We start from the raw sequence: 17,732 nt of genomic DNA, 5'->3' as shown, positions 1-17,732 counted from the left end.
CTCAGTCAAACGAAAAGCCGCATTTTGCGATCATTCGCGACAGGGGACAAGGTTTGATGTTAATCGGATCAGGGCTTGTGACCGGCACGCAGCAGGCCACCCAAACCATGCTCTTCCAGATAACGGGCAAACAGGCCGCGCAGCACGTGGGGGTTATCATGCTTGAGCCCCTCCGCCAGCAGGTCCGTCAGCTCGCTCAGCCTGGCATGGCGCAGCACGTATTTGATGCGGGCAATGTTGTTGGTGTTCATGCTGAAGCGGCGATAGCCCATGGCCATCAGCAGCAGCACGCCGACCGGATCGCCGGCCAGCTCACCGCAGACGGAGACCGGCTTCTGGTAGCGCCGGGAGGCATCGACCAGCAGTTGCAGCGCGCGGATCACCGCAGGATGGAAGGCATCATAGATGTTGGCGACCCGGGCATTGTTGCGGTCCACCGCCAGCAGGTACTGGGTCAGGTCGTTGCTGCCCACCGACCAGAAGTCGATGAGGGGAGCCATCTCCGGCAGGATATAGAGCGCGGAGGGGACCTCTATCATGGCCCCCAGGCTGGGGTAGTTGATGGAGACGCCCCGTACGGCCGCCTCTTCCGAAACCTCATGCCAGGCCTGATCCAGCAGGCGGCGGGAGGCCTTGATCTCCCCCACGCTGCTGATCATCGGCAGCATGATGGTGAGATTGTCCAACCCCTCGCTGGCGCGCAGCATGGCCTTGAGCTGCACCAGGAAGAGTTCGGGGTGATCCAGGGTGAGCCGGATCCCCCGCCAGCCAAGGAAGGGATTTTCCTCCACGATGGGGAAATAGGGGAGCGGCTTGTCCCCCCCCACATCCAGGGTACGCATGCAGACGGGGCGATCGCGATAGGTCTCGAGAATGCCGCGATAGCGGGCGGTCTGCTCCAGCTCGGAGGGGAAGCTGTCTTGCAGCATGAAGGGGATCTCGGTGCGATAGAGCCCCACACCATCCGCCAGCTGACTGAGGGAGATCTCGGTATCGGCACTGAGACCTGCGTTGAGCAGCAGCGACACCTTGACGCCGTCGGCCGTCTCGGAGGGCTGATTGTCCACCGAGCGCACCAGGGTATCCAGCGCCCGCTCCTCGTCGAGCAGCTGCCGGTACTCGGCCAGCAGCAGCGCACTGGGCTCGATGAAGAGATCGCCGCTGTAGCCATCCAGGATCAGCGGCCGTCCGCTGATGTCCCCCAGGGGCAGATCCACCCCCATGATGGCGGCGATGCCCATGGCGCGGGCCAGGATGGCGGCATGGGAGTTGGTGCCCCCCTTGAGGGAGACCACCCCGCTCAGAAACTCGCGCGGGATCTCGGCCAGTATGGTGGCCGTCACTTCGTCCGCCACCAGCACCACGGGTTCCCCTATGGTGAAATGTTCGGGTTCATTTTGCACCAGCCGGCTGATGAGCCGCTGGGCGATGTCCTTCACATCGGTGGATCGCTCCTGCAGGTAGGGATCCTTCATCCCCTTGAACTGGTCGATCAGCCGATCACTCACCAGCTTGACCGCAGAGACCGCGGTCCAGTGTTCCTTGCTCACCTTGTTGCGGATCGGCCGGATATAACCGGGATCGTTCAGCAGGTGCAGATAGATGTCGAAGATGGCGACCGAGTCCTGGCTGTAACTCTCGCGAAACCGCAGCGCCAGGCTCTCCAGATCGTGACGCACCTCCTCGACCGCCTCCTCGAGGCGGGCCAGCTGGGCATGGTGATCCTCATCCTTGCGCGGGACTATGGAGCCCAGCTCCTTGCGCGGTCGCCATACCCAGGCCTTGGCGATGGCGATGCCGCTTGCCCCGGCGATGCCGCGCAGCGGCTTGCTCCAGTCGGTCTTCTGCAGCCAGCCCTTGGTCTGGGCATGGGCGAGGCGGGCGGCCAGCTGGGCTGCCAGGGTGACCAGGAAGGACTCCTCCCCCTCATCGAAACGGCGGCTCTCCTTCTGCTGCACCACCAGGATGCCGACCACCTGACGCTGATGCATGATGGGGGCGCCGAGGAAGGAGCGAAACGCCTCTTCCGCGACATCGGGCAGGAACTTGAAACTGGGGTGGGAGGGGGCATCGGCCAGGTTGATCAGCTCTTCCCGCTGGCCCACCAGACCGACGATGCCCTGCTCGAACGGCAAGGTGGTCTTGCCGACGGCAGATTGCGCCAGACCGTCGGTGGCCGCCAGTCGATAGCAACGCGCCTCGGGCTCGGAGACGTAAACGGAGCAGCAGGAGACCTGCATGGCGAGCCGGGTCTGGCCCACCAATGCTTCCAGTGCCTGCTCGAGGGTATTGGCCTGGGCCATGCTCTCGACGATGCGTCTCAATTCCGTCAGCAAATACTCTGCTCCTTAACGAGAGCGGTGGCGCCGCCCTTCCCTCTTGTTGCTTGCCTGCTGCACCACCGGCATGGCCAGCGGGGCAAACTCCTTCATCACCCGGCGATACACCTCCCGCTTGAAGGAGACCACCTGGCGAACCGGATACCAGAAGCTGACCCAGCGCCAGTCATCGAACTCAGGATGACCATAACAGCCAAATTGAATGTGCGACTCTTTCCCTGGATTCAACTGCAGCAGAAACCATTTCTGTTTTTGGCCAATACAGACCGGTGAACTGTCCCAACGGACAAGTCGTTTGGGTAAGCGGTACTTGAGCCAGTTACGGCTGATAGCCAGTATGGTCACATCGTCGGGCTTGAGGCCAATCTCCTCATAGAGCTCCCGATACATGGCCTGCTCTGGTGTTTCACCCTCATCCACTCCCCCCTGGGGAAACTGCCAGGAGTGCTGTCCATAGCGCTTAGCCCACAGAACTTGTCCTTCGCGGTTACAGATCACGATGCCGACATTGGGACGAAACCCGTCACCATCTATCACGTGATCACCTTATAAAGGCTGAATCTATAAAGAGATTGTTCCACATTCACCCCTTGCCGGCAAACAGCGGTTGTCGATCAGCAATCATGAATAACTTTCGATTTCAACCCAAGTTATAAACAAACATCGGGATCCTCTCTGGCAAGTTGCTCACCCGTTCTGTGTATAACACTGTGGGCAAGCGGGTATACGGTTGAATATCAGCTACCGTGCGTATGAATATGCTGGCATACCCCACTGAAAAACAAAGACATTAAATTCATTAAAAACAATATATTAACTTCATTTAACTGGATCAAAATCCATGCTTTATCCGGAACAGGATCCCGGATCCTGATTGTGAACAAGTTCCGGCGCTCAAAGATCCACCAAGGGCAATTTATCCACAAGCCTTGCCTCCTTTCTCATCAGGATCCGGGCCGAAAAAGTGGATGGATCACATTTTTTTTCTCCATCCACGGCAACGGTGACCACCATTGATCAGTTATCCAAGTTTTCTGTGGATAACTGTGTGCAACAAGCAGGACAAACCCTTGGACAAGTTCCTTCCCCCAGGATCCTGCGCGCAACAAAGCCGGACTTTTCTATCAAAACCATTTAAAATCATAGTCATAAGCAAAGAATACCCCTGTCAGGGTATTCGTCTGTCCCGCCATCTAGACTGGTCATAAAAGCGTCAGAAACCGGTTTGGGGACAGGTAGCGACTTTTCATCCACAGGAGGATCCTATGCCCCACCCCCCCCAGTCAGAACAGGAGCTGCTGGATCGTGCTCATGCCATCGCCGGCTTTACCCTGGCCCAGCTGGCGACCGACGCAGGGATAGCGGTGCCGCGGGACCTGCGCCGGGACAAGGGCTGGGTCGGGCAACTGATCGAATGGCATCTGGGCGCCAGTGCCGGCAGCCGACCGGAGCAGGATTTTCCCGAGCTCGGCATAGAACTCAAGACGATCCCGGTGGATCCCAGAGGCAAGCCCCTGGAGACCACCTTCGTCTGCGTGGCGCCACTGATCGGGATCAGCGGCCAGCGCTGGGAGGAGTCCAACGTGCGCAACAAGCTGTCGCGGGTGCTCTGGATCCCGGTAGAGGGCAGCCGGGAGATCCCCGTTGGCGAGCGCCGGGTCGGCATGCCGCTGATGTGGCGCCCGAGCCCGGAGGAGGACGCCTTGCTGCGCCAGGATTGGGAGGAGCTGATGGACATGATAGTGCTGGGGGAAGTGGAGCAGATCAGTGCCCGCCATGGCCAGGTGATGCAACTGCGCCCCAAGGCCGCCAACAACAAGGCGCTGACCCGGGCCATCGGCCGCGCCGGTCAGCCCATCATGACACTGCCAAGGGGCTTTTATCTGAAGATCCCCTTCACCCATGCCCTGCTCATGCGCCACTTTGCCCTGCCCGAATGAGGTGTTATCTATCTCCCTGTCATAAATTGGTATAAAAATAACCAATCCGGTTTCTTCGTAGCCAATGACAAGGAGGCGTCATGCCTATCAACAAGCAGTTCCTCAAGTCCCGCCCGGAAGTGAAAGTCACCTTCGAGGTGGAGAAGGCCGCCGCAGAGGGGGCCGAGCAGGTGCTGCTGCTGGGAGAGTTCAACCAGTGGCAGCCGATCGCGCTCAAGCGCATGAAAAGCGGTGAGTTCAAGGCGACTCTCAACCTGCCCACCGACGGCCCCAGCCATTTCGAGTATTGCTATCGGCTGATCCAGCCCGATGGCGAGTGTCGCTACGACAATGACTGGGCGGCGGACGACTATGTCCCCGGCCCCTTCGGGCGGGACAACTCGGTGGTCAGGGTCAATCCCTAGCCTCGCAGCGGACATAAAAAAGGCTCGCCATTGGCGAGCCTCTTCACTATCCGTCGATAAATCGACACCAATTCGAGTCGAATTAGTTGAGCTTCTCTTTGATACGAGCAGCTTTGCCGGACAGGTTGCGCAGGTAGTACAGTTTGGCGCGGCGAACATCACCACGACGCTTCAGTTCTACACTGTGGATCAGCGGAGAGTGAGTCTGGAATACACGCTCAACACCTTCGCCGTTGGAGATCTTGCGAACGGTGAAAGCAGAGTGCAGACCGCGGTTACGCTTGGCAATGACGATGCCTTCGAAAGCCTGCAGACGCTCTTTACCACCTTCTTTAACACGCACTTGAACACGTACGGTATCGCCCTGGGCGAAAGCCGGGATGTCGGTACGCAGTTGCTCTTGTTCAAGCTGCTGAATAATCTTGCTCATTGTCTTTCCTTACCTAGGATAAACTGAAAACTCTACTAAACGCTGTCACGCACTTCGCGGACATACTCGGCAAGAAGTGATTCTTGCTCGTCAGTCAGAGCTAGGTTGTTAATAAGTTCCGGCCTACGTTGCCAGGTTCGTCCGAGCGATTGCTTGAGCCGCCAGCGCCGAATCACTTCGTGATTGCCGCTCGTCAGCGCCTCCGGCACCGCCAATCCATCCAACAGCTCAGGTCGAGTGTAGTGGGGATGATCCAGCAGGCCATCCGTGAAGGAGTCCTGCTCGGCACTGGCCTGATCCCCCAATACCCCTGGTACCAGACGCGAAACCGCATCGATCAGGGTCATGGCAGGCAACTCGCCACCACTTAGCACGTAATCCCCGATAGACCACTCTTCGTCGACCTCGGTTTGTATCACGCGCTCGTCGATACCTTCGTATCGACCGGCAATCAGGATCAGTTTTCGATCCTGCGCCAACTCGGTCACGCCAGCCTGTGTCAGCTTGCGTCCCTGAGGAGAGAGATAGATGACTTTCGCCCCGTCTCCCGCCGCTTGCTTGGCCGCATGAATCGCATCACGCAGCGGCTGAACCATCATCAACATGCCGGGCCCACCACCATATGGACGATCATCGACCGTACGGTGCTTGTCGTGGGTAAAGTCCCGGGGGTTCCAGCACTCAATCTGCAGCAGGCCACTCTTGACGGCCCGACCCGTTACCCCGTGCTCGGTAATGGCTCGGAACATTTCCGGGAAGAGGCTGATCACCCCAATCCACATAAGAAACCTCCGGCACACCGCGGGAAACTAGAAACCAGGATCCCAATCAACTTCGATTGTGCGAGCAGTCAGATCAATATGCTTGATCACCTGCTCTTCCAGGAACGGAATCAACCGCTCCTTTGCGCCAAAGGCATCTTTTACATTGGCCTCAACCACCAACACATCGTTGGAGCCGGTTTCCATCAATTCGGTCACCTTGCCAAGGTCGTATCCCTTGGTGGTCAACACGGTGCAACCAATCAGGTCGCGCCAGTAGAACTCACCCTCGGGCAGACTCGGCAACTGATCGGCGTGAACGCCAATCTCGACATTGGTCAATGCCAGGGCATCCTCGCGCACGTCGATACCATCGAGCTTGCAGATCAGACCCTTGTTGTGACGCTTCCAGGATGAAACCTGAAGTTCACGCCACACCCCGTTCTGATTGATCAGCCAGGGTTTGTAATCGAAAATCGCTTCGGCAACATCGGTGAAGGAGTTCACTTTCAGCCAGCCCTTGATGCCGTATACGGTACCCAGGGTGCCCAGAACTATAGGTTTATCCACCTTAACTCCCTACCGTTTAACTGATTAAGCCGCTTTGGCAGCGTCTTTGATCAGCTTGGCAACGCGGTCAGAGACAGCGGCACCAGTACCAACCCAATGCTCGATGCGAGCCAGGTCCAGGTTCAGCTTCTCAGCGGAACCAGAAGCAACCGGGTTGAAGAAACCGACGCGCTCGATGAAACGACCGTCACGGGCGTTACGGCTGTCAGCAACTACTACCTGGTAAAACGGACGCTTTTTCGCGCCACCACGTTGTAAACGAATGGTTACCATATCGTCCTCATTAACATCTAATGAACAAGGCCCGCAAACACGCGGACCCTAGCTTAAAATAAGCCGCATAATTCTACTTGAATTCATGCTGATTGCAACCGAGCCAGCCAATTTTTGCACAGGCGGCAGACAAAAGAGGCTCCCTTTTGGGGAGCCTCTGCCGCCATGACAGGCGAGGTCGTTTAGAAGGGGCCGCGACCACCGCCACCGAAGCCCGGCGGCAGCATGTTTTTCATCTGGCCCATCATCTTGCGCATGCCGCCCTTGCCGGACATCTTCTTCATCATGCGCTGCATCTCGGTGAACTGCTTGAGCAGCTTGTTGACGTCCTGCACCTGCATGCCGGAACCCGCGGCGATGCGGCGCTTGCGGGAGCCCTTGATGAGATCGGGGTGCGCGCGCTCCTTGGGCGTCATGGAGCTGATGATGGCCTCCATGCGCACGGTGAGCTTGTCATCCATCTGATCTTTCACATTGTCAGGCAGGCCGGACATGCCTGGCAGCTTGTCGAGCATGCCCATCATGCCGCCCATGTTGCGCATCTGGACCAGCTGCTCGCGAAAATCTTCCAGGTCGAAGCCCTTGCCGCTCTTGACCTTGCTGGCCAGCTTGGCCGCCTTCTCCTTGTCGACGTTGCGCTCCACTTCTTCGATAAGCGACAGCACGTCCCCCATGCCGAGGATGCGCGACGCCAGACGGTCGGGGTGGAACGGCTCCAGCGCGTCGGTTTTCTCCCCCATGCCGATGAACTTGACCGGCTTGCCGGTGATGTGGCGCACCGACAGGGCGGCACCGCCGCGGGCATCGCCATCGGCCTTGGTGAGGATGACACCGGTGAGGGGCAGCGCCTCGTTGAATGCCTTGGCGGTGTTGGCCGCATCCTGACCCGTCATGGCATCCACCACGAACAAGGTCTCCACCGGCTTGATGGCGGCGTGCAGATCCTGGATCTCCGCCATCATGTCGCCATCGACGTGCAGACGACCTGCGGTATCGACGATCACCACGTCATAGAACTTCTTGCGCGCCTGATCGATGGCGGCATTGGCGATGGCCAGCGGCTTCTGGGTCGCCTCGCTCGGGAAGAAGTCGACGCCGATGTCCGCGGCCAGGGTCTCGAGCTGCTTGATCGCGGCGGGGCGATAGACGTCGGCACTGACCACCAGCACCTTCTTCTTGCTGCGCTCCTTGAGCAGCTTGGCCAGCTTGCCGACGGTGGTGGTCTTACCGGCACCCTGCAGGCCGGCCATCAAAATAATGGCGGGCGGCTGGGCGGCCAGGTTGAGCTGCTCGTTGGCCTCTCCCATCACGGTGACCAGTTCGCCGTGCACTATCTTGATGAAGGCCTGACCCGGGCTCAGGGACTTGGCCACTTCCTGGCCGACGGCGCGTTCCTTGACGCGGGCCACGAAGTCACGCACCACGGGCAGCGCCACGTCCGCCTCAAGCAGCGCCATGCGCACCTCGCGCAGGGTCTCCTTGATGTTATCTTCGGTCAGCCGCCCACGGCCACTGACGTTGCGCAGGGTGCGCGAGAGTCGTTCTGTCAAATTCTCAAACATGACGCTTTCCGGTTCTTGGCGTAGTAAATGGCGGCATTATACCTCAGCCATCGCCTGAGGACGATTATTCGCCGCATCGGCTGCGGCGCCCTGCTCCCTATATATGGGCAGATTGCGGATTGCACAACTGGCGAGCACCTCGGGTGCAGGGTATACTGCCTCCCTTATTCATCTAACTGCTTGTTCGACAACGACCTGGTTATGATCGTGATCTCTGTTCTGGCCCTGGCGTTTTATCTGCTGGCCATCATCGCCTCCCTGCACCTGCTGCTGAGCGCCAAGCCAACTGGACAGCACAAGTTGTTTGCCTGCGTCGCGTTCGCCCTGGTCGCTCACGCCATCACCCTGGGTGCCGAGGTCATGCAGACCAATTCAGGCCAGAACCTCAGCATGTTGAACGTGGCCTCCCTGGTGAGCCTCATCATCAGTACCTTCATGACCTGCGCCGCTCGCCGTTTCAACGGCTGGATCCTGCTGCCGGTGGTCTATGGGTTTTCCGCCCTGCTGCTCACCGCCAGCGCGCTGATCCCGAGCCGCTACATCACCCATCTGGAGGCCCATCCCCAGCTGCTGCTGCACATAGGCCTGGCCCTGATGGCCTATTCGGTGCTGATGATTGCCTGCCTGTTCGCCCTGCAACTCGCCTGCCTGGACCGCCAGTTAAAATCTCGCAAGATCATTCAACTGCCCGCGATGCCGCCCCTGATGACGGTGGAGAAGCGGCTGTTCCAGCTCATCTCCGCCGGCCTGTTTCTGCTGACGCTCTCCATCGCCTCCGGCCTCTTCTTCCTGGAAGACATGTTTGCCCAGGGCAAGTCCCACAAGGCGGTGCTCTCCATTCTCGCCTGGTGCGTCTACGCCTTTCTGCTCTGGGGTCATCATGCCAGAGGCTGGCGCGGCCGCCGCGTCATCACCCTGAGCCTGATAGGCTCGGCCATCTTGACCCTGGCCTATTTTGGCAGCCGCTTCGTCAAAGAAGTGCTGCTGAGCTGATACCTCACCCCCTACATTCATTATTTAGCCCCAACAGGAGCCCTTCTTGGACAGCATATCAACGAGTACATTACTGATTGTTCTCGTTATTCTGATCTTCCTTTCCGCGTTCTTCTCGAGCTCCGAAACCGGCCTGATGTCGCTCAACCGCTACAAGTTGCGCCATCTCGCCCAGACCAAACACAAGGCCGCCCGCCGGGTGGAACGCCTGCTTGCCCGCCCGGATCGCCTCATCGGCCTCATCCTCATCGGCAACAACCTGGTCAACATACTGGCATCGGCCATCGCCACCATCGTCTGCATCCGGCTGTTCGGCGACATAGGGGTGGCCGTGGCCACCTTCGGCCTGACCATAGTGGTGCTCATCTTCGGCGAGGTCACCCCCAAGACGCTGGCCGCCATGTACCCGGAGAAGATCGCCTACCCCGCCTCCTGGATCCTCAAGGGGTTGATGGTACCCCTCTACCCCTTCGTCTGGCTGATCAACGGCATCACCAGCAGCCTGCTCAAGCTGCTCAAGATCACGCCCAAGCAGGGCGACTCCCTCAACACCGAGGAGCTGCGCACCATAGTCAACGAGGCGGGCAGCATGATCCCCCAGCGCCATCAGGAGATGCTGCTCAGCATCCTGGATCTGGACAAGATGACGGTGGAAAACATCATGGTGCCGCGCAGCGAGATCTATGCCATCGACATCAATGACGACTGGAAGACCATACTGCGCCAACTGGTGCACTGCGCCCACACCAAGATCCTGCTCTATCGCGACAACATCGACGACGCGGTCGGCTTCCTGCATGCCCGCGATGCCCTGCGGCTGATGGCCAGGGATCAGTTCAGCAAGTCCAGCCTGCTGCGCGCGGTCAAGGAACTCTACTTCATCCCCGAGGGGACGCCCCTCAATGTCCAGCTCGCCAAGTTCCAGCGCAACAAGGAGCGGATCGGCCTCATCGTCGACGAGTATGGCGACATCCAGGGGTTGATCACCCTGGACGACATCCTCGAGGAGATAGTCGGTGACTTCACCACCTCCATGACCCCGACCCCGAGCGAAGAGATCCATCCCCAGCCTGACGGCTCCTTCCTGGTCGAGGGCTCGGTCAGCATCCGCGAACTCAACAAGGAGATGAACTGGCATCTGCCCACCGATGGCCCGCGCACCCTCAACGGCGTCATCCTGGAGTACCTGGAGGAGATCCCCCAACCCAACATCAGCATCCGGCTGGCGGGCTATCCCATCGAGATCCTCGAGGTCGAGCAGAACATGGTGACCATGGCGCGCATCATGCCGCAGTTTTATCGCAGCACGGCATCAGACGAGGACGACGACTGATGCCGACCCAGGCTCCATGACCGCAATGAAGAAGGGCTGCCCACGGGCAGCCCTTCGCGTTGAGGGGGATCGCCTCAGAACTCGTTGTCGTCGGCGGGAATGGTGAGGGTCGGGATCAGCTGGCCGAACACCTGTTCCAGCTCGCTCCGGTTGGCCAGCAAGTCTTGCAGGCTGTAACCGTCCATCACGGTCAGGAAGGCATTCATCGCATCCTTCAGCGCCCCCTTGAGCAGGCAGACCGAGATGATGTGGCAGGCGGGAGAGTGGCAGTCGATGCCATCCAGATTGCCTTCCAGCTCGCGGATCACCTGGCCGATATTGATGGCATCCGGGGCACAGGCCAACCGGATGCCGCCATGCTTGCCGCGCTGGGACTGCAGATAGCCCAGCTTCACCAGCTGGTTGACCACCTTCACCATGTGGTTGCGAGAGACACCGTACAAGGCGGACACCTTGGCGACGCTCGACAATTCCCCCTCCGGCAGGGTCGCCAGATAGATGAGGGCTCTTAATCCAAAATCGGTATAACTTGTCAGTCTCATAGTGCCTGTTTAGCGCAAAGCGAAAGAGGGAGGATTGATCCTCATCAAATAAACATCTAGGATGCCACTTATAAAGTGTCATTCTAGATGTCAAATTAAGAGGACCTATGTTAGATCAAGCCACCATCGCCGTCATCAAAAGCACCATTCCCTTGCTCGAGTCGGCGGGCCCTGCGCTCACCCAGCACTTCTATCGACGCATGTTCAGCCACAACCCCGAGCTCAAGGACATCTTCAACCTGGCCCATCAGCACAGTGGCGGCCAGCCCCTGGCCCTGTTCAATGCCGTCGCGGCTTACGCCAGACATATCGACAACCTGGGCGCCCTCGCCGGCGCGGTCGAGCGCATCGCCCACAAGCATACTGGTTTCCTGATCCAGCCGGAACAATATCACATTGTGGGTAGTCATCTGTTGGCCACGCTCAAAGAAATGGGCGGAGAAGCGGTCACCGAGCAGGTCCTGACCGCCTGGGGCAAAGCCTATGGGGTGCTGGCCGACATCTTCATCGGCCGGGAGGGGGAGCTCTATCGCCAGCAGGCCGAGCAGCCCGGTGGCTGGCAGGGCGCCCGCCCCTTCGTCATCTCCCACAAAGGGGTCGAGAGCGAAGTCATCACCTCCTTCGTCCTGGCCCCCGTCGATGGTCAGCCCGTCCCCGACTTCCAGCCCGGCCAGTATCTCAGCCTCAAGCTGACCCACCCCGACCTGATGCATCAGGAGATCCGCCAGTATTCCCTGTCCGATGCCCCCAACGGCCGCGACTACCGCATCAGCGTCAAGCGCGAGCCAGAGGGGCTGGTCTCCAACCTGCTCCATGACAAGCTGGTGCCCGGGGACATACTGGCGGTGATGCCACCGGCGGGGGACTTCGTGCTGGCCGCCGAGCCCGGCCAAGCCGTGGTGCTGATCTCGGCCGGTGTCGGCCTGACGCCCATGCTCAGCATGCTCAACCAGCTGCTGGCCAAGGGTCATGACGGCGAGATCCGCTGGCTGCACGCCTGCGAGCAGGGAAGCTTGCACGGCTTCAGACAGGATGTGCGGGACAAGTGCGATCGCCATGAACGGCTGCTGAGCCGCGTCTGGTATCGCGTCCCGCAGGATCAGGATCGGCAAGGGGTGGATTATGACTTCAGCGGTACCATGGCACTGACCCAGGTGCAGGAACTGCTGCCGGACGATGCGCACTACTACTGCTGCGGCCCCCTGCCCTTCATGGCCAGCATCAAACGCCAGCTGCTGGCCCTCGGGGTCAGTGACGATCGCCTGCATTACGAAGTATTTGGCCCCCATCAAGATCTGTAAGGGCCGGACATTCATATCAAGGAAGGGGAACAGCCTGCACGGCACGGCGGCTGATCTCCCCATAACAGGAGGGCCCCAGCCCCAAGCAGGGGCCCTCCTTCATCACGGGACCAACGCCCCCATCAGCTCATCGTCTTGGCCCGCGCCACCGCATTGGCGGGCATGCGGGCGGCGAGGCGGGAGAGCAGGCTGGCGGCCCGGCCATGGAGCGCTTTGTCGCCTATCACAGCACCGTGCAGCCACTGATAGGCCTCCTCATAGTCGAGGGGGCTGCCGAGCCCCGCCAGCAGCATCTCCACCCACGCCAGCTGCGCCTTGAGCAGCCCCTGGCTGGCCGCCTCCCGCATCAGGGTCTCGGCCCGCAGCGCATCCTTCTGCACCAGGATCCCCTTCCAGTAGTAGCGACCCAGCTGCTCCAGTGCCGGTGCCAACCCCTGATCCGCCGCCGCCCACAGATACTTGACCCCCTGCTCGGCATCGGGTTTGACGCACACCCCCCAGGCCAGCATGTCTCCCCACAGGAATTGGTAGGAGGGGATCTTCATCACCTTGGCCCGCGCCTCGATATCCTGGGTCAGCTGGCACCTGTCCTGCCTGACCTGCTTGAGGTGACGCCCCTGCTCGATCCAGTCGAGCAGTTCATCCTGCCGATAGAGCGGCACCGCCTGCAGGGGCGCCACCGAAACGGGGGGCAGCTTGGCGGCGGGATCCGCCACCTCCACCAGGGTGGCCGTCGCCGCCGAAGTCCCGCTGGCGGGAAGGGGCCACTGGGGCAGGCCCGCCCCGGGGGGAGGCGCGCTCGGGGCGGCAGGCAGGGGGGCCGAACCGCCTGGCACCGTCGCCCCCTCGAGGGCGGTCGCAGGCGCAGAGTCGGGGCGGGAGGCCGCCGCCAGCATGGGCTCGCTCGGCGCGACGGCCTCCTGCTCGGCCCGGAGCGCTCCGGCCGACAGGCATGCAAAGATAATGAGGGGGATGGCTTTCGTCATGGTGATTCTCCTGCTGCCTTTCTGTATCGGCAGCGAGGGTTCATCCCTTAACCCCGGATGGGGCCTGGCACCAGGTTCGCCGGGCGCACAATGACAAAAGGGGAGCCTGAGCTCCCCTTTCCTGCCGTCTTGCGGCTTACTTGACGAAGTCGACGCCCAGTTGGATGTCGGCCTTGAGGGTGGCCAGCATGCCATCCATCGCGTCCTGCTCGAAGGCGCTCAGCTTGCCGTAGTCCAGTATGGTCTCGACACCGTGCTTGCCCAGCAGGATAGGCTGCGCGAAGAAGCTGGCGTGCTCGCCATTGCCTTCCACATAGGCACACTCGATGACGTTGGCTTCGCCCTGCAGACCCTTGATGAGGGAGAGGCCGAAGCGGCAGGCCGCCTGACCCATGGAGAGGGTCGCCGAGCCGCCACCGGCCTTGGCTTCCACCACTTCGGTACCGGCGTTCTGGATCCGCTTGGTCATGGCAGCCACTTCCTCGGCGGAGAAATCGGCACCTTCGATCTGGGACAGCAGCGGCAGAATGGTCACGCCACTGTGACCACCGATCACGTTGACACGCACCTTGTCCACGTTCAGGCCCTTGGCCTCGGCCACGAAGGTCTCGGCGCGGATCACGTCCAGGGTGGTGACGCCGAACAGGCGACGCTTGTCATAGACACCGGCTTTCTTCAGCACCTCGGCGGCGATGGCCACAGTGGTGTTGACCGGGTTGGTGATAATGCCGATCAGCGCTTGCGGGCAGCTGGCGGCGCACTTCTCCACCAGGTTTTTGACGATGCCGGCGTTGATGTTGAACAGATCGGAACGATCCATGCCGGGCTTGCGCGCCACACCGGCGGAAATCAGCACCACATCGGCACCGACCAGAGCCGGGCTCGGGTCTTCGCCGCAAAATCCTTTTACTTTCACGTCAGTCGGGATATGGCTCAGGTCGACGGCCACACCCGGGGTCACGGGGGCAATGTCATACAGGCTCAATTCGGAGCCAGCAGGCAGACGATTCTTCAGCAACAGGGCAAGGGCTTGGCCTATGCCACCGGCGGCACCCAGAACGGCAACTTTCATGATCAACTCCATGTTTAAGCGTAGGTTTAAGGTTGTTTCTTGTTGTGGGCCCAACCTTAATGGATCCCCCCCGAAAAAACAATCTGATAACAGTTGTGACAACAGGTTCTGTGAGCTATGGAACAGCCAGCAGCAAAAGGGAGGGAGAAATGTGAAAAGTTGGAGGGAAAGCACAGATTTTCTGCGTTTCCCTGCCACCGGGCAGGCTGTATCGGCCGTTCAGCCCTGGAAGGCCAGCGCCCGCCGTTCGCACCAGCGAAAGCCAATTGTTAACAAACCGTTCATGGTGAGATAGAGGGCGCCCGCCACCGTGAACACCGCCAGGGTGTCATAGGTCTGGGCATTGAGGCGCTGGGCCAGCCCCATGATGTCCATGATGGTGATGGTGCTGGCGAGCGAACTCCCCTTGAGCACCAGGATCACCTCGTTGGAGTAGGCAGGCACCAGCCGCCGCGCGGCATGACGCACCTTCATCCACAGGGTCTGTCCCGGCGTGAAGCCGAGCGCGCGGCAAGCCTCTACCTCGCCGGCCGGGATGGCATCGAGCGCCCCCTTGAACAGGCGGGTCGAATAGGCGGCGGTATTGAATCCCAGTGCCAGCACGGCGCAGAACCAAGGTTGCTTGAGCATGGGCCAGAGCGGCCCCGATTTAAGCCACTCGAACTGGCCGGGCCCGTAATAGATGAGGAAGATCTGGATGAGCAGCGGCGTGCCGGTAAAGACCAGTACCCAGAGTTGCACCAGCTGGGTCGCCAGCGGGATGCGCCGCTCCAGCACCCAGGTCATCAGGGCCGCCATGGCAACGCCGAGCAGCAGGCTCAAGGCGGTGAGCTGCAGGGTGGTGGCCAATCCCCCAAGCAGGGTCATCAGATAGTCTTGCATCCCTAACCTCCGTAGCGGCGGGTATAGCGGGATGCCTGCTTGAGGCCGAACTCGCTCACCAGGCTGATGACCAGGTAGATGAGGGCCGCGGTGGCATACCAAGTGAAGGGCTGATAGGTGCTGGCCGACGCCATCTGGGCCTGACGCATCATCTCGTTGACCCCGATGAGGGAGACCAGGGCCGTGTCCTTGAGCAGCACCAGCCACTGATTGCCCAGCCCCGGCAGGGCGTGACGCCAGGCCTGGGGCAGGACGATGCGAAAGAAGGTTCGTCCCCGTCCGAGCCCCAGCGCCTGCGCCGCCTGACGCTGCCCCGCCGGTACCGCATTGAGGGCACCCCGCAGCGTCTGACAGGCATAGCTGGCAAACAGCAGAGAGAGCGCCAGCACGCCGCAGGCGAACGGGCTGAACTCCACATACTCGCCGGTGATGAGGAACAGCACCTGGGTCGAGCCGAAGTAGATGAACAGCACCACCAGCAGCTCGGGCAGGCCGCGCACCAGGGTGGTGAAGGCGGCGACGGGCCAGCCGAGCCAGGGCTTGCCACTGAGCTCGGCGGCACTGAAGGCCAGCGCCAGCACCATGCCGCCGGCCAGGGAGGCCAAAGCCAACCCCAGGGTCATCCAGGTCGCGTCAAGCAGCAGACTCAGCATGGCTTACTGGGCGAAGTACTTGTCGAAGATCTGCTGATAGGTGCCGTTGGCCTTGATCTCGGCCAGGCCCTTGTTCAGCTGGGTCAACAACTCCTTGTTGTCCTTGGCCACGGCGATGCCAAAGCCGGTACCGAAGTATTTGGCGTCGGTGACCGGGCTGCCCATCACGGCATACTCCTTGTGCTGCTTGAGCCAGTCGGCGGCGACGGCGGTATCGGCAAACACGGCATCGGTACGGCCGTTCATCATGTCGAGGAAGGCGCTCTGATAGCTGGCATAAGGCACGGTGAGCAGCCCCTTGCTGACCCAGTTATCCACCAGATAGGACTGGTGGGAGCTGCCATTCTGGACACCGACCGTCTTGTCGACCAGGGCTTCCGGACCCTTGAAGGCATCCTTCTTGGCCACGAACACGGCGGAGTTCTCGTAATAGATGTCGGAGAAATCGACCTGGGCGGCCCGCTCCGGGGTCACATCCATGGCGGCGATGGCGGCATCGAAACGACGGAACTTGAGGCTGGGGATCAGGCTGTCAAAGGCCTGGTTGTGGAAGCTGCACTCCAGCTTGACCTGGGCACAGATGGCGCGGGCCAGATCGATATCGAACCCCTGAAACTCGTTCTTGTCATCCAGATACTCGAACGGTGCATAGGTCGCCTCGGTGACGAACTTGATCTCTTTGGCCAGGGCGGAGGTGCTCAATACGCCCATGGCCACGGCCAGCAATGCGATCTTTTTCATGTGCTTATCCTTGTCAAAATGAAGTGATTCAGTGATTCAGAAACTCGGCAAAACGACGGGTCTGGGGCGATGCGAAGATCTCGGTGGAGCCCGCTTCCACTATCTGGCCCCGCTCCAGGTAGATCACCTGGCTGGCGACCTTGCGGGCGAAATCGACCTCATGGGTCACCACCACCTGGGTGATCCCCGTCTCCCCGAGGCCGCGGATGATCTGGGCGACCTCCTTGGTTATCTCGGGATCCAGGGCCGCGGTCGGCTCGTCAAACAGCAGGACCTCGGGATCCATCATCAGGGTACGGGCGATGGCCACCCGCTGCTGCTGGCCGCCGGAGAGCCGGGCAGGCCAGGCATCCCGCTTGTCGGCGAGCTGCAGCTGGGCCAGCAGATAACCGGCCTTGTCGATGGCGGCCTGCCTGCCCATGCCGAGCACCTTGATGGGCGCCTCGATGAGGTTTTCCAACACAGTCAGATGGGGCCAGAGATTGTACTGCTGGAACACCATGCCCACCTTGCGGCGCAGGGCCTGGGCCTCCCGGGCGAACTCCCCCTTGGAGAGGGTCGACGGGAAAGAAAATTCACTCTGACCGATGCGCAGGGTGCCGGCATCCGGGGTGTCGAGCAGGTTGAGCATCCGCAGCAGCGAGCTCTTGCCCGCTCCGCTCGGCCCCAGCAATACCAGGGTTTCGCCGGGATGGGTGCGAAAGGAGACCTGTTGCAGGACAGGCTGCTTATGCCAGGATTTGTCGATAGCTTTTAATTCGATACCCATACAACCTGATTGAATAAGTTTTCAAAATTTCGTCCTGATTTTAATCTCAACAGGGGGCGATGCAAGCTAAACTTGCATCGATATGCAGTACAAACCGCAGTTCCTTGCCAAAAAAGGCATATGAATGCAAAATGGCCGTGCTGAAACCAGCTGCCGCCTGCCCTACACAGGCCGCCACCCT

19 protein-coding genes are annotated in these 17,732 nt (G+C 60.4%); 5 read left to right on the top strand and 14 right to left on the bottom strand.

Annotated elements, in window-relative coordinates; all coding sequences use genetic code 11:
* Positions 1 to 68: 68 nt before the first annotated feature.
* Together ptsP and rppH are read right to left on the bottom strand one after the other, a co-directional pair.
* Entirely contained in the window at positions 69 to 2,336 is a 2,268-nt protein-coding gene (gene ptsP, locus ACW5W4_RS07680; protein ID WP_427262087.1) for a phosphoenolpyruvate--protein phosphotransferase, read from the bottom strand.
* A gap of 12 nt (positions 2,337 to 2,348) precedes the next feature.
* The gene (rppH, locus tag ACW5W4_RS07675; RefSeq protein WP_084205309.1) at positions 2,349 to 2,876 is read right to left on the bottom strand and encodes an RNA pyrophosphohydrolase; all 528 of its coding nucleotides are present in this window, start codon (positions 2,874 to 2,876) and stop codon (positions 2,349 to 2,351) included.
* Positions 2,877 to 3,604: 728 nt separating this feature from the next.
* On the opposite strand from rppH, the gene mutH reads away from it, so the two are divergent.
* Both mutH and ACW5W4_RS07665 read left to right on the top strand, forming a co-directional pair.
* Positions 3,605 to 4,279: a DNA mismatch repair endonuclease MutH gene (gene mutH / locus ACW5W4_RS07670; RefSeq protein WP_456688973.1), complete on the top strand. Its 675-nt coding sequence runs from the start codon at positions 3,605 to 3,607 to the stop codon at positions 4,277 to 4,279.
* A gap of 80 nt (positions 4,280 to 4,359) precedes the next feature.
* Entirely contained in the window at positions 4,360 to 4,683 is a 324-nt protein-coding gene (locus ACW5W4_RS07665) for an isoamylase early set domain-containing protein (protein WP_408793672.1), read from the top strand.
* A gap of 82 nt (positions 4,684 to 4,765) precedes the next feature.
* Here the strand turns inward: ACW5W4_RS07665 and rplS are convergent, their stop codons facing one another.
* The 5 genes from rplS to ffh form a co-directional block, all read right to left on the bottom strand.
* The gene (rplS, locus tag ACW5W4_RS07660; RefSeq protein ID WP_005313505.1) at positions 4,766 to 5,113 is read right to left on the bottom strand and encodes a 50S ribosomal protein L19; all 348 of its coding nucleotides are present in this window, start codon (positions 5,111 to 5,113) and stop codon (positions 4,766 to 4,768) included.
* A 35-nt stretch (positions 5,114 to 5,148) separates the two neighbouring features.
* Complete coding sequence (trmD, locus tag ACW5W4_RS07655; protein ID WP_111874750.1) at positions 5,149 to 5,895, bottom strand: tRNA (guanosine(37)-N1)-methyltransferase TrmD; 747 nt, start codon at positions 5,893 to 5,895, stop codon at positions 5,149 to 5,151.
* 27 nt (positions 5,896 to 5,922) lie between these two features.
* Positions 5,923 to 6,444 carry a ribosome maturation factor RimM gene (rimM, locus tag ACW5W4_RS07650; protein WP_041995153.1) on the bottom strand — a complete coding sequence of 174 codons (522 nt, stop codon included), beginning with the start codon at positions 6,442 to 6,444 and terminating at the stop codon, positions 5,923 to 5,925.
* Between the two features lie 24 nt (positions 6,445 to 6,468).
* Positions 6,469 to 6,717, bottom strand: a complete 249-nt coding sequence (gene rpsP, locus ACW5W4_RS07645; RefSeq protein ID WP_041995155.1) for a 30S ribosomal protein S16 — start codon at positions 6,715 to 6,717, stop codon at positions 6,469 to 6,471.
* Positions 6,718 to 6,899: 182 nt separating this feature from the next.
* On the bottom strand, positions 6,900 to 8,279 hold the full coding sequence (ffh, locus tag ACW5W4_RS07640; protein WP_427262084.1) for a signal recognition particle protein: 1,380 nt from the start codon (positions 8,277 to 8,279) through the stop codon (positions 6,900 to 6,902).
* Positions 8,280 to 8,480: 201 nt separating this feature from the next.
* Here ffh and ACW5W4_RS07635 point away from each other — a divergent pair, with 201 nt between their 5' ends.
* Both ACW5W4_RS07635 and ACW5W4_RS07630 read left to right on the top strand, forming a co-directional pair.
* Positions 8,481 to 9,272: a cytochrome C assembly family protein gene (locus tag ACW5W4_RS07635; protein WP_408793667.1), complete on the top strand. Its 792-nt coding sequence runs from the start codon at positions 8,481 to 8,483 to the stop codon at positions 9,270 to 9,272.
* A 46-nt stretch (positions 9,273 to 9,318) separates the two neighbouring features.
* Positions 9,319 to 10,605, top strand: a complete 1,287-nt coding sequence (locus tag ACW5W4_RS07630) for an HlyC/CorC family transporter (RefSeq protein ID WP_041995160.1) — start codon at positions 9,319 to 9,321, stop codon at positions 10,603 to 10,605.
* A 74-nt stretch (positions 10,606 to 10,679) separates the two neighbouring features.
* Here the strand turns inward: ACW5W4_RS07630 and ACW5W4_RS07625 are convergent, their stop codons facing one another.
* Positions 10,680 to 11,147: an Rrf2 family transcriptional regulator gene (locus ACW5W4_RS07625; protein ID WP_456688972.1), complete on the bottom strand. Its 468-nt coding sequence runs from the start codon at positions 11,145 to 11,147 to the stop codon at positions 10,680 to 10,682.
* Between the two features lie 107 nt (positions 11,148 to 11,254).
* Between ACW5W4_RS07625 and hmpA the strand changes: the two genes are divergently transcribed.
* The gene (gene hmpA / locus ACW5W4_RS07620) at positions 11,255 to 12,448 is read left to right on the top strand and encodes an NO-inducible flavohemoprotein (RefSeq protein WP_456688971.1); all 1,194 of its coding nucleotides are present in this window, start codon (positions 11,255 to 11,257) and stop codon (positions 12,446 to 12,448) included.
* Between the two features lie 122 nt (positions 12,449 to 12,570).
* Here hmpA and ACW5W4_RS07615 read toward each other — a convergent pair whose 3' ends face one another.
* The 6 genes from ACW5W4_RS07615 to ACW5W4_RS07590 form a co-directional block, all read right to left on the bottom strand.
* A complete protein-coding gene (locus ACW5W4_RS07615) occupies positions 12,571 to 13,434 on the bottom strand; it encodes a tetratricopeptide repeat protein (RefSeq protein ID WP_456688970.1) in 864 nt (287 codons plus the stop codon).
* A gap of 136 nt (positions 13,435 to 13,570) precedes the next feature.
* Complete coding sequence (gene mdh, locus ACW5W4_RS07610; protein WP_427262079.1) at positions 13,571 to 14,506, bottom strand: malate dehydrogenase; 936 nt, start codon at positions 14,504 to 14,506, stop codon at positions 13,571 to 13,573.
* A gap of 219 nt (positions 14,507 to 14,725) precedes the next feature.
* Positions 14,726 to 15,388: an arginine ABC transporter permease ArtM gene (gene artM, locus ACW5W4_RS07605; protein WP_456688969.1), complete on the bottom strand. Its 663-nt coding sequence runs from the start codon at positions 15,386 to 15,388 to the stop codon at positions 14,726 to 14,728.
* A gap of 2 nt (positions 15,389 to 15,390) precedes the next feature.
* Positions 15,391 to 16,041, bottom strand: coding sequence for an arginine ABC transporter permease ArtQ (artQ, locus tag ACW5W4_RS07600; protein ID WP_456688968.1), 651 nt, complete (start codon positions 16,039 to 16,041; stop codon positions 15,391 to 15,393).
* A gap of 3 nt (positions 16,042 to 16,044) precedes the next feature.
* Positions 16,045 to 16,782: a transporter substrate-binding domain-containing protein gene (locus ACW5W4_RS07595; protein ID WP_427262076.1), complete on the bottom strand. Its 738-nt coding sequence runs from the start codon at positions 16,780 to 16,782 to the stop codon at positions 16,045 to 16,047.
* A 28-nt stretch (positions 16,783 to 16,810) separates the two neighbouring features.
* A complete protein-coding gene (locus ACW5W4_RS07590) occupies positions 16,811 to 17,551 on the bottom strand; it encodes an ATP-binding cassette domain-containing protein (RefSeq protein ID WP_456688967.1) in 741 nt (246 codons plus the stop codon).
* Positions 17,552 to 17,732: the final 181 nt, after the last annotated feature.

It is taken from the genome of Aeromonas crassostreae (assembly GCF_054052445.1).
The sequence above is the reverse complement of the archived record's forward strand: the minus strand, read 5'-3'. Positions and strand labels throughout refer to the sequence as shown.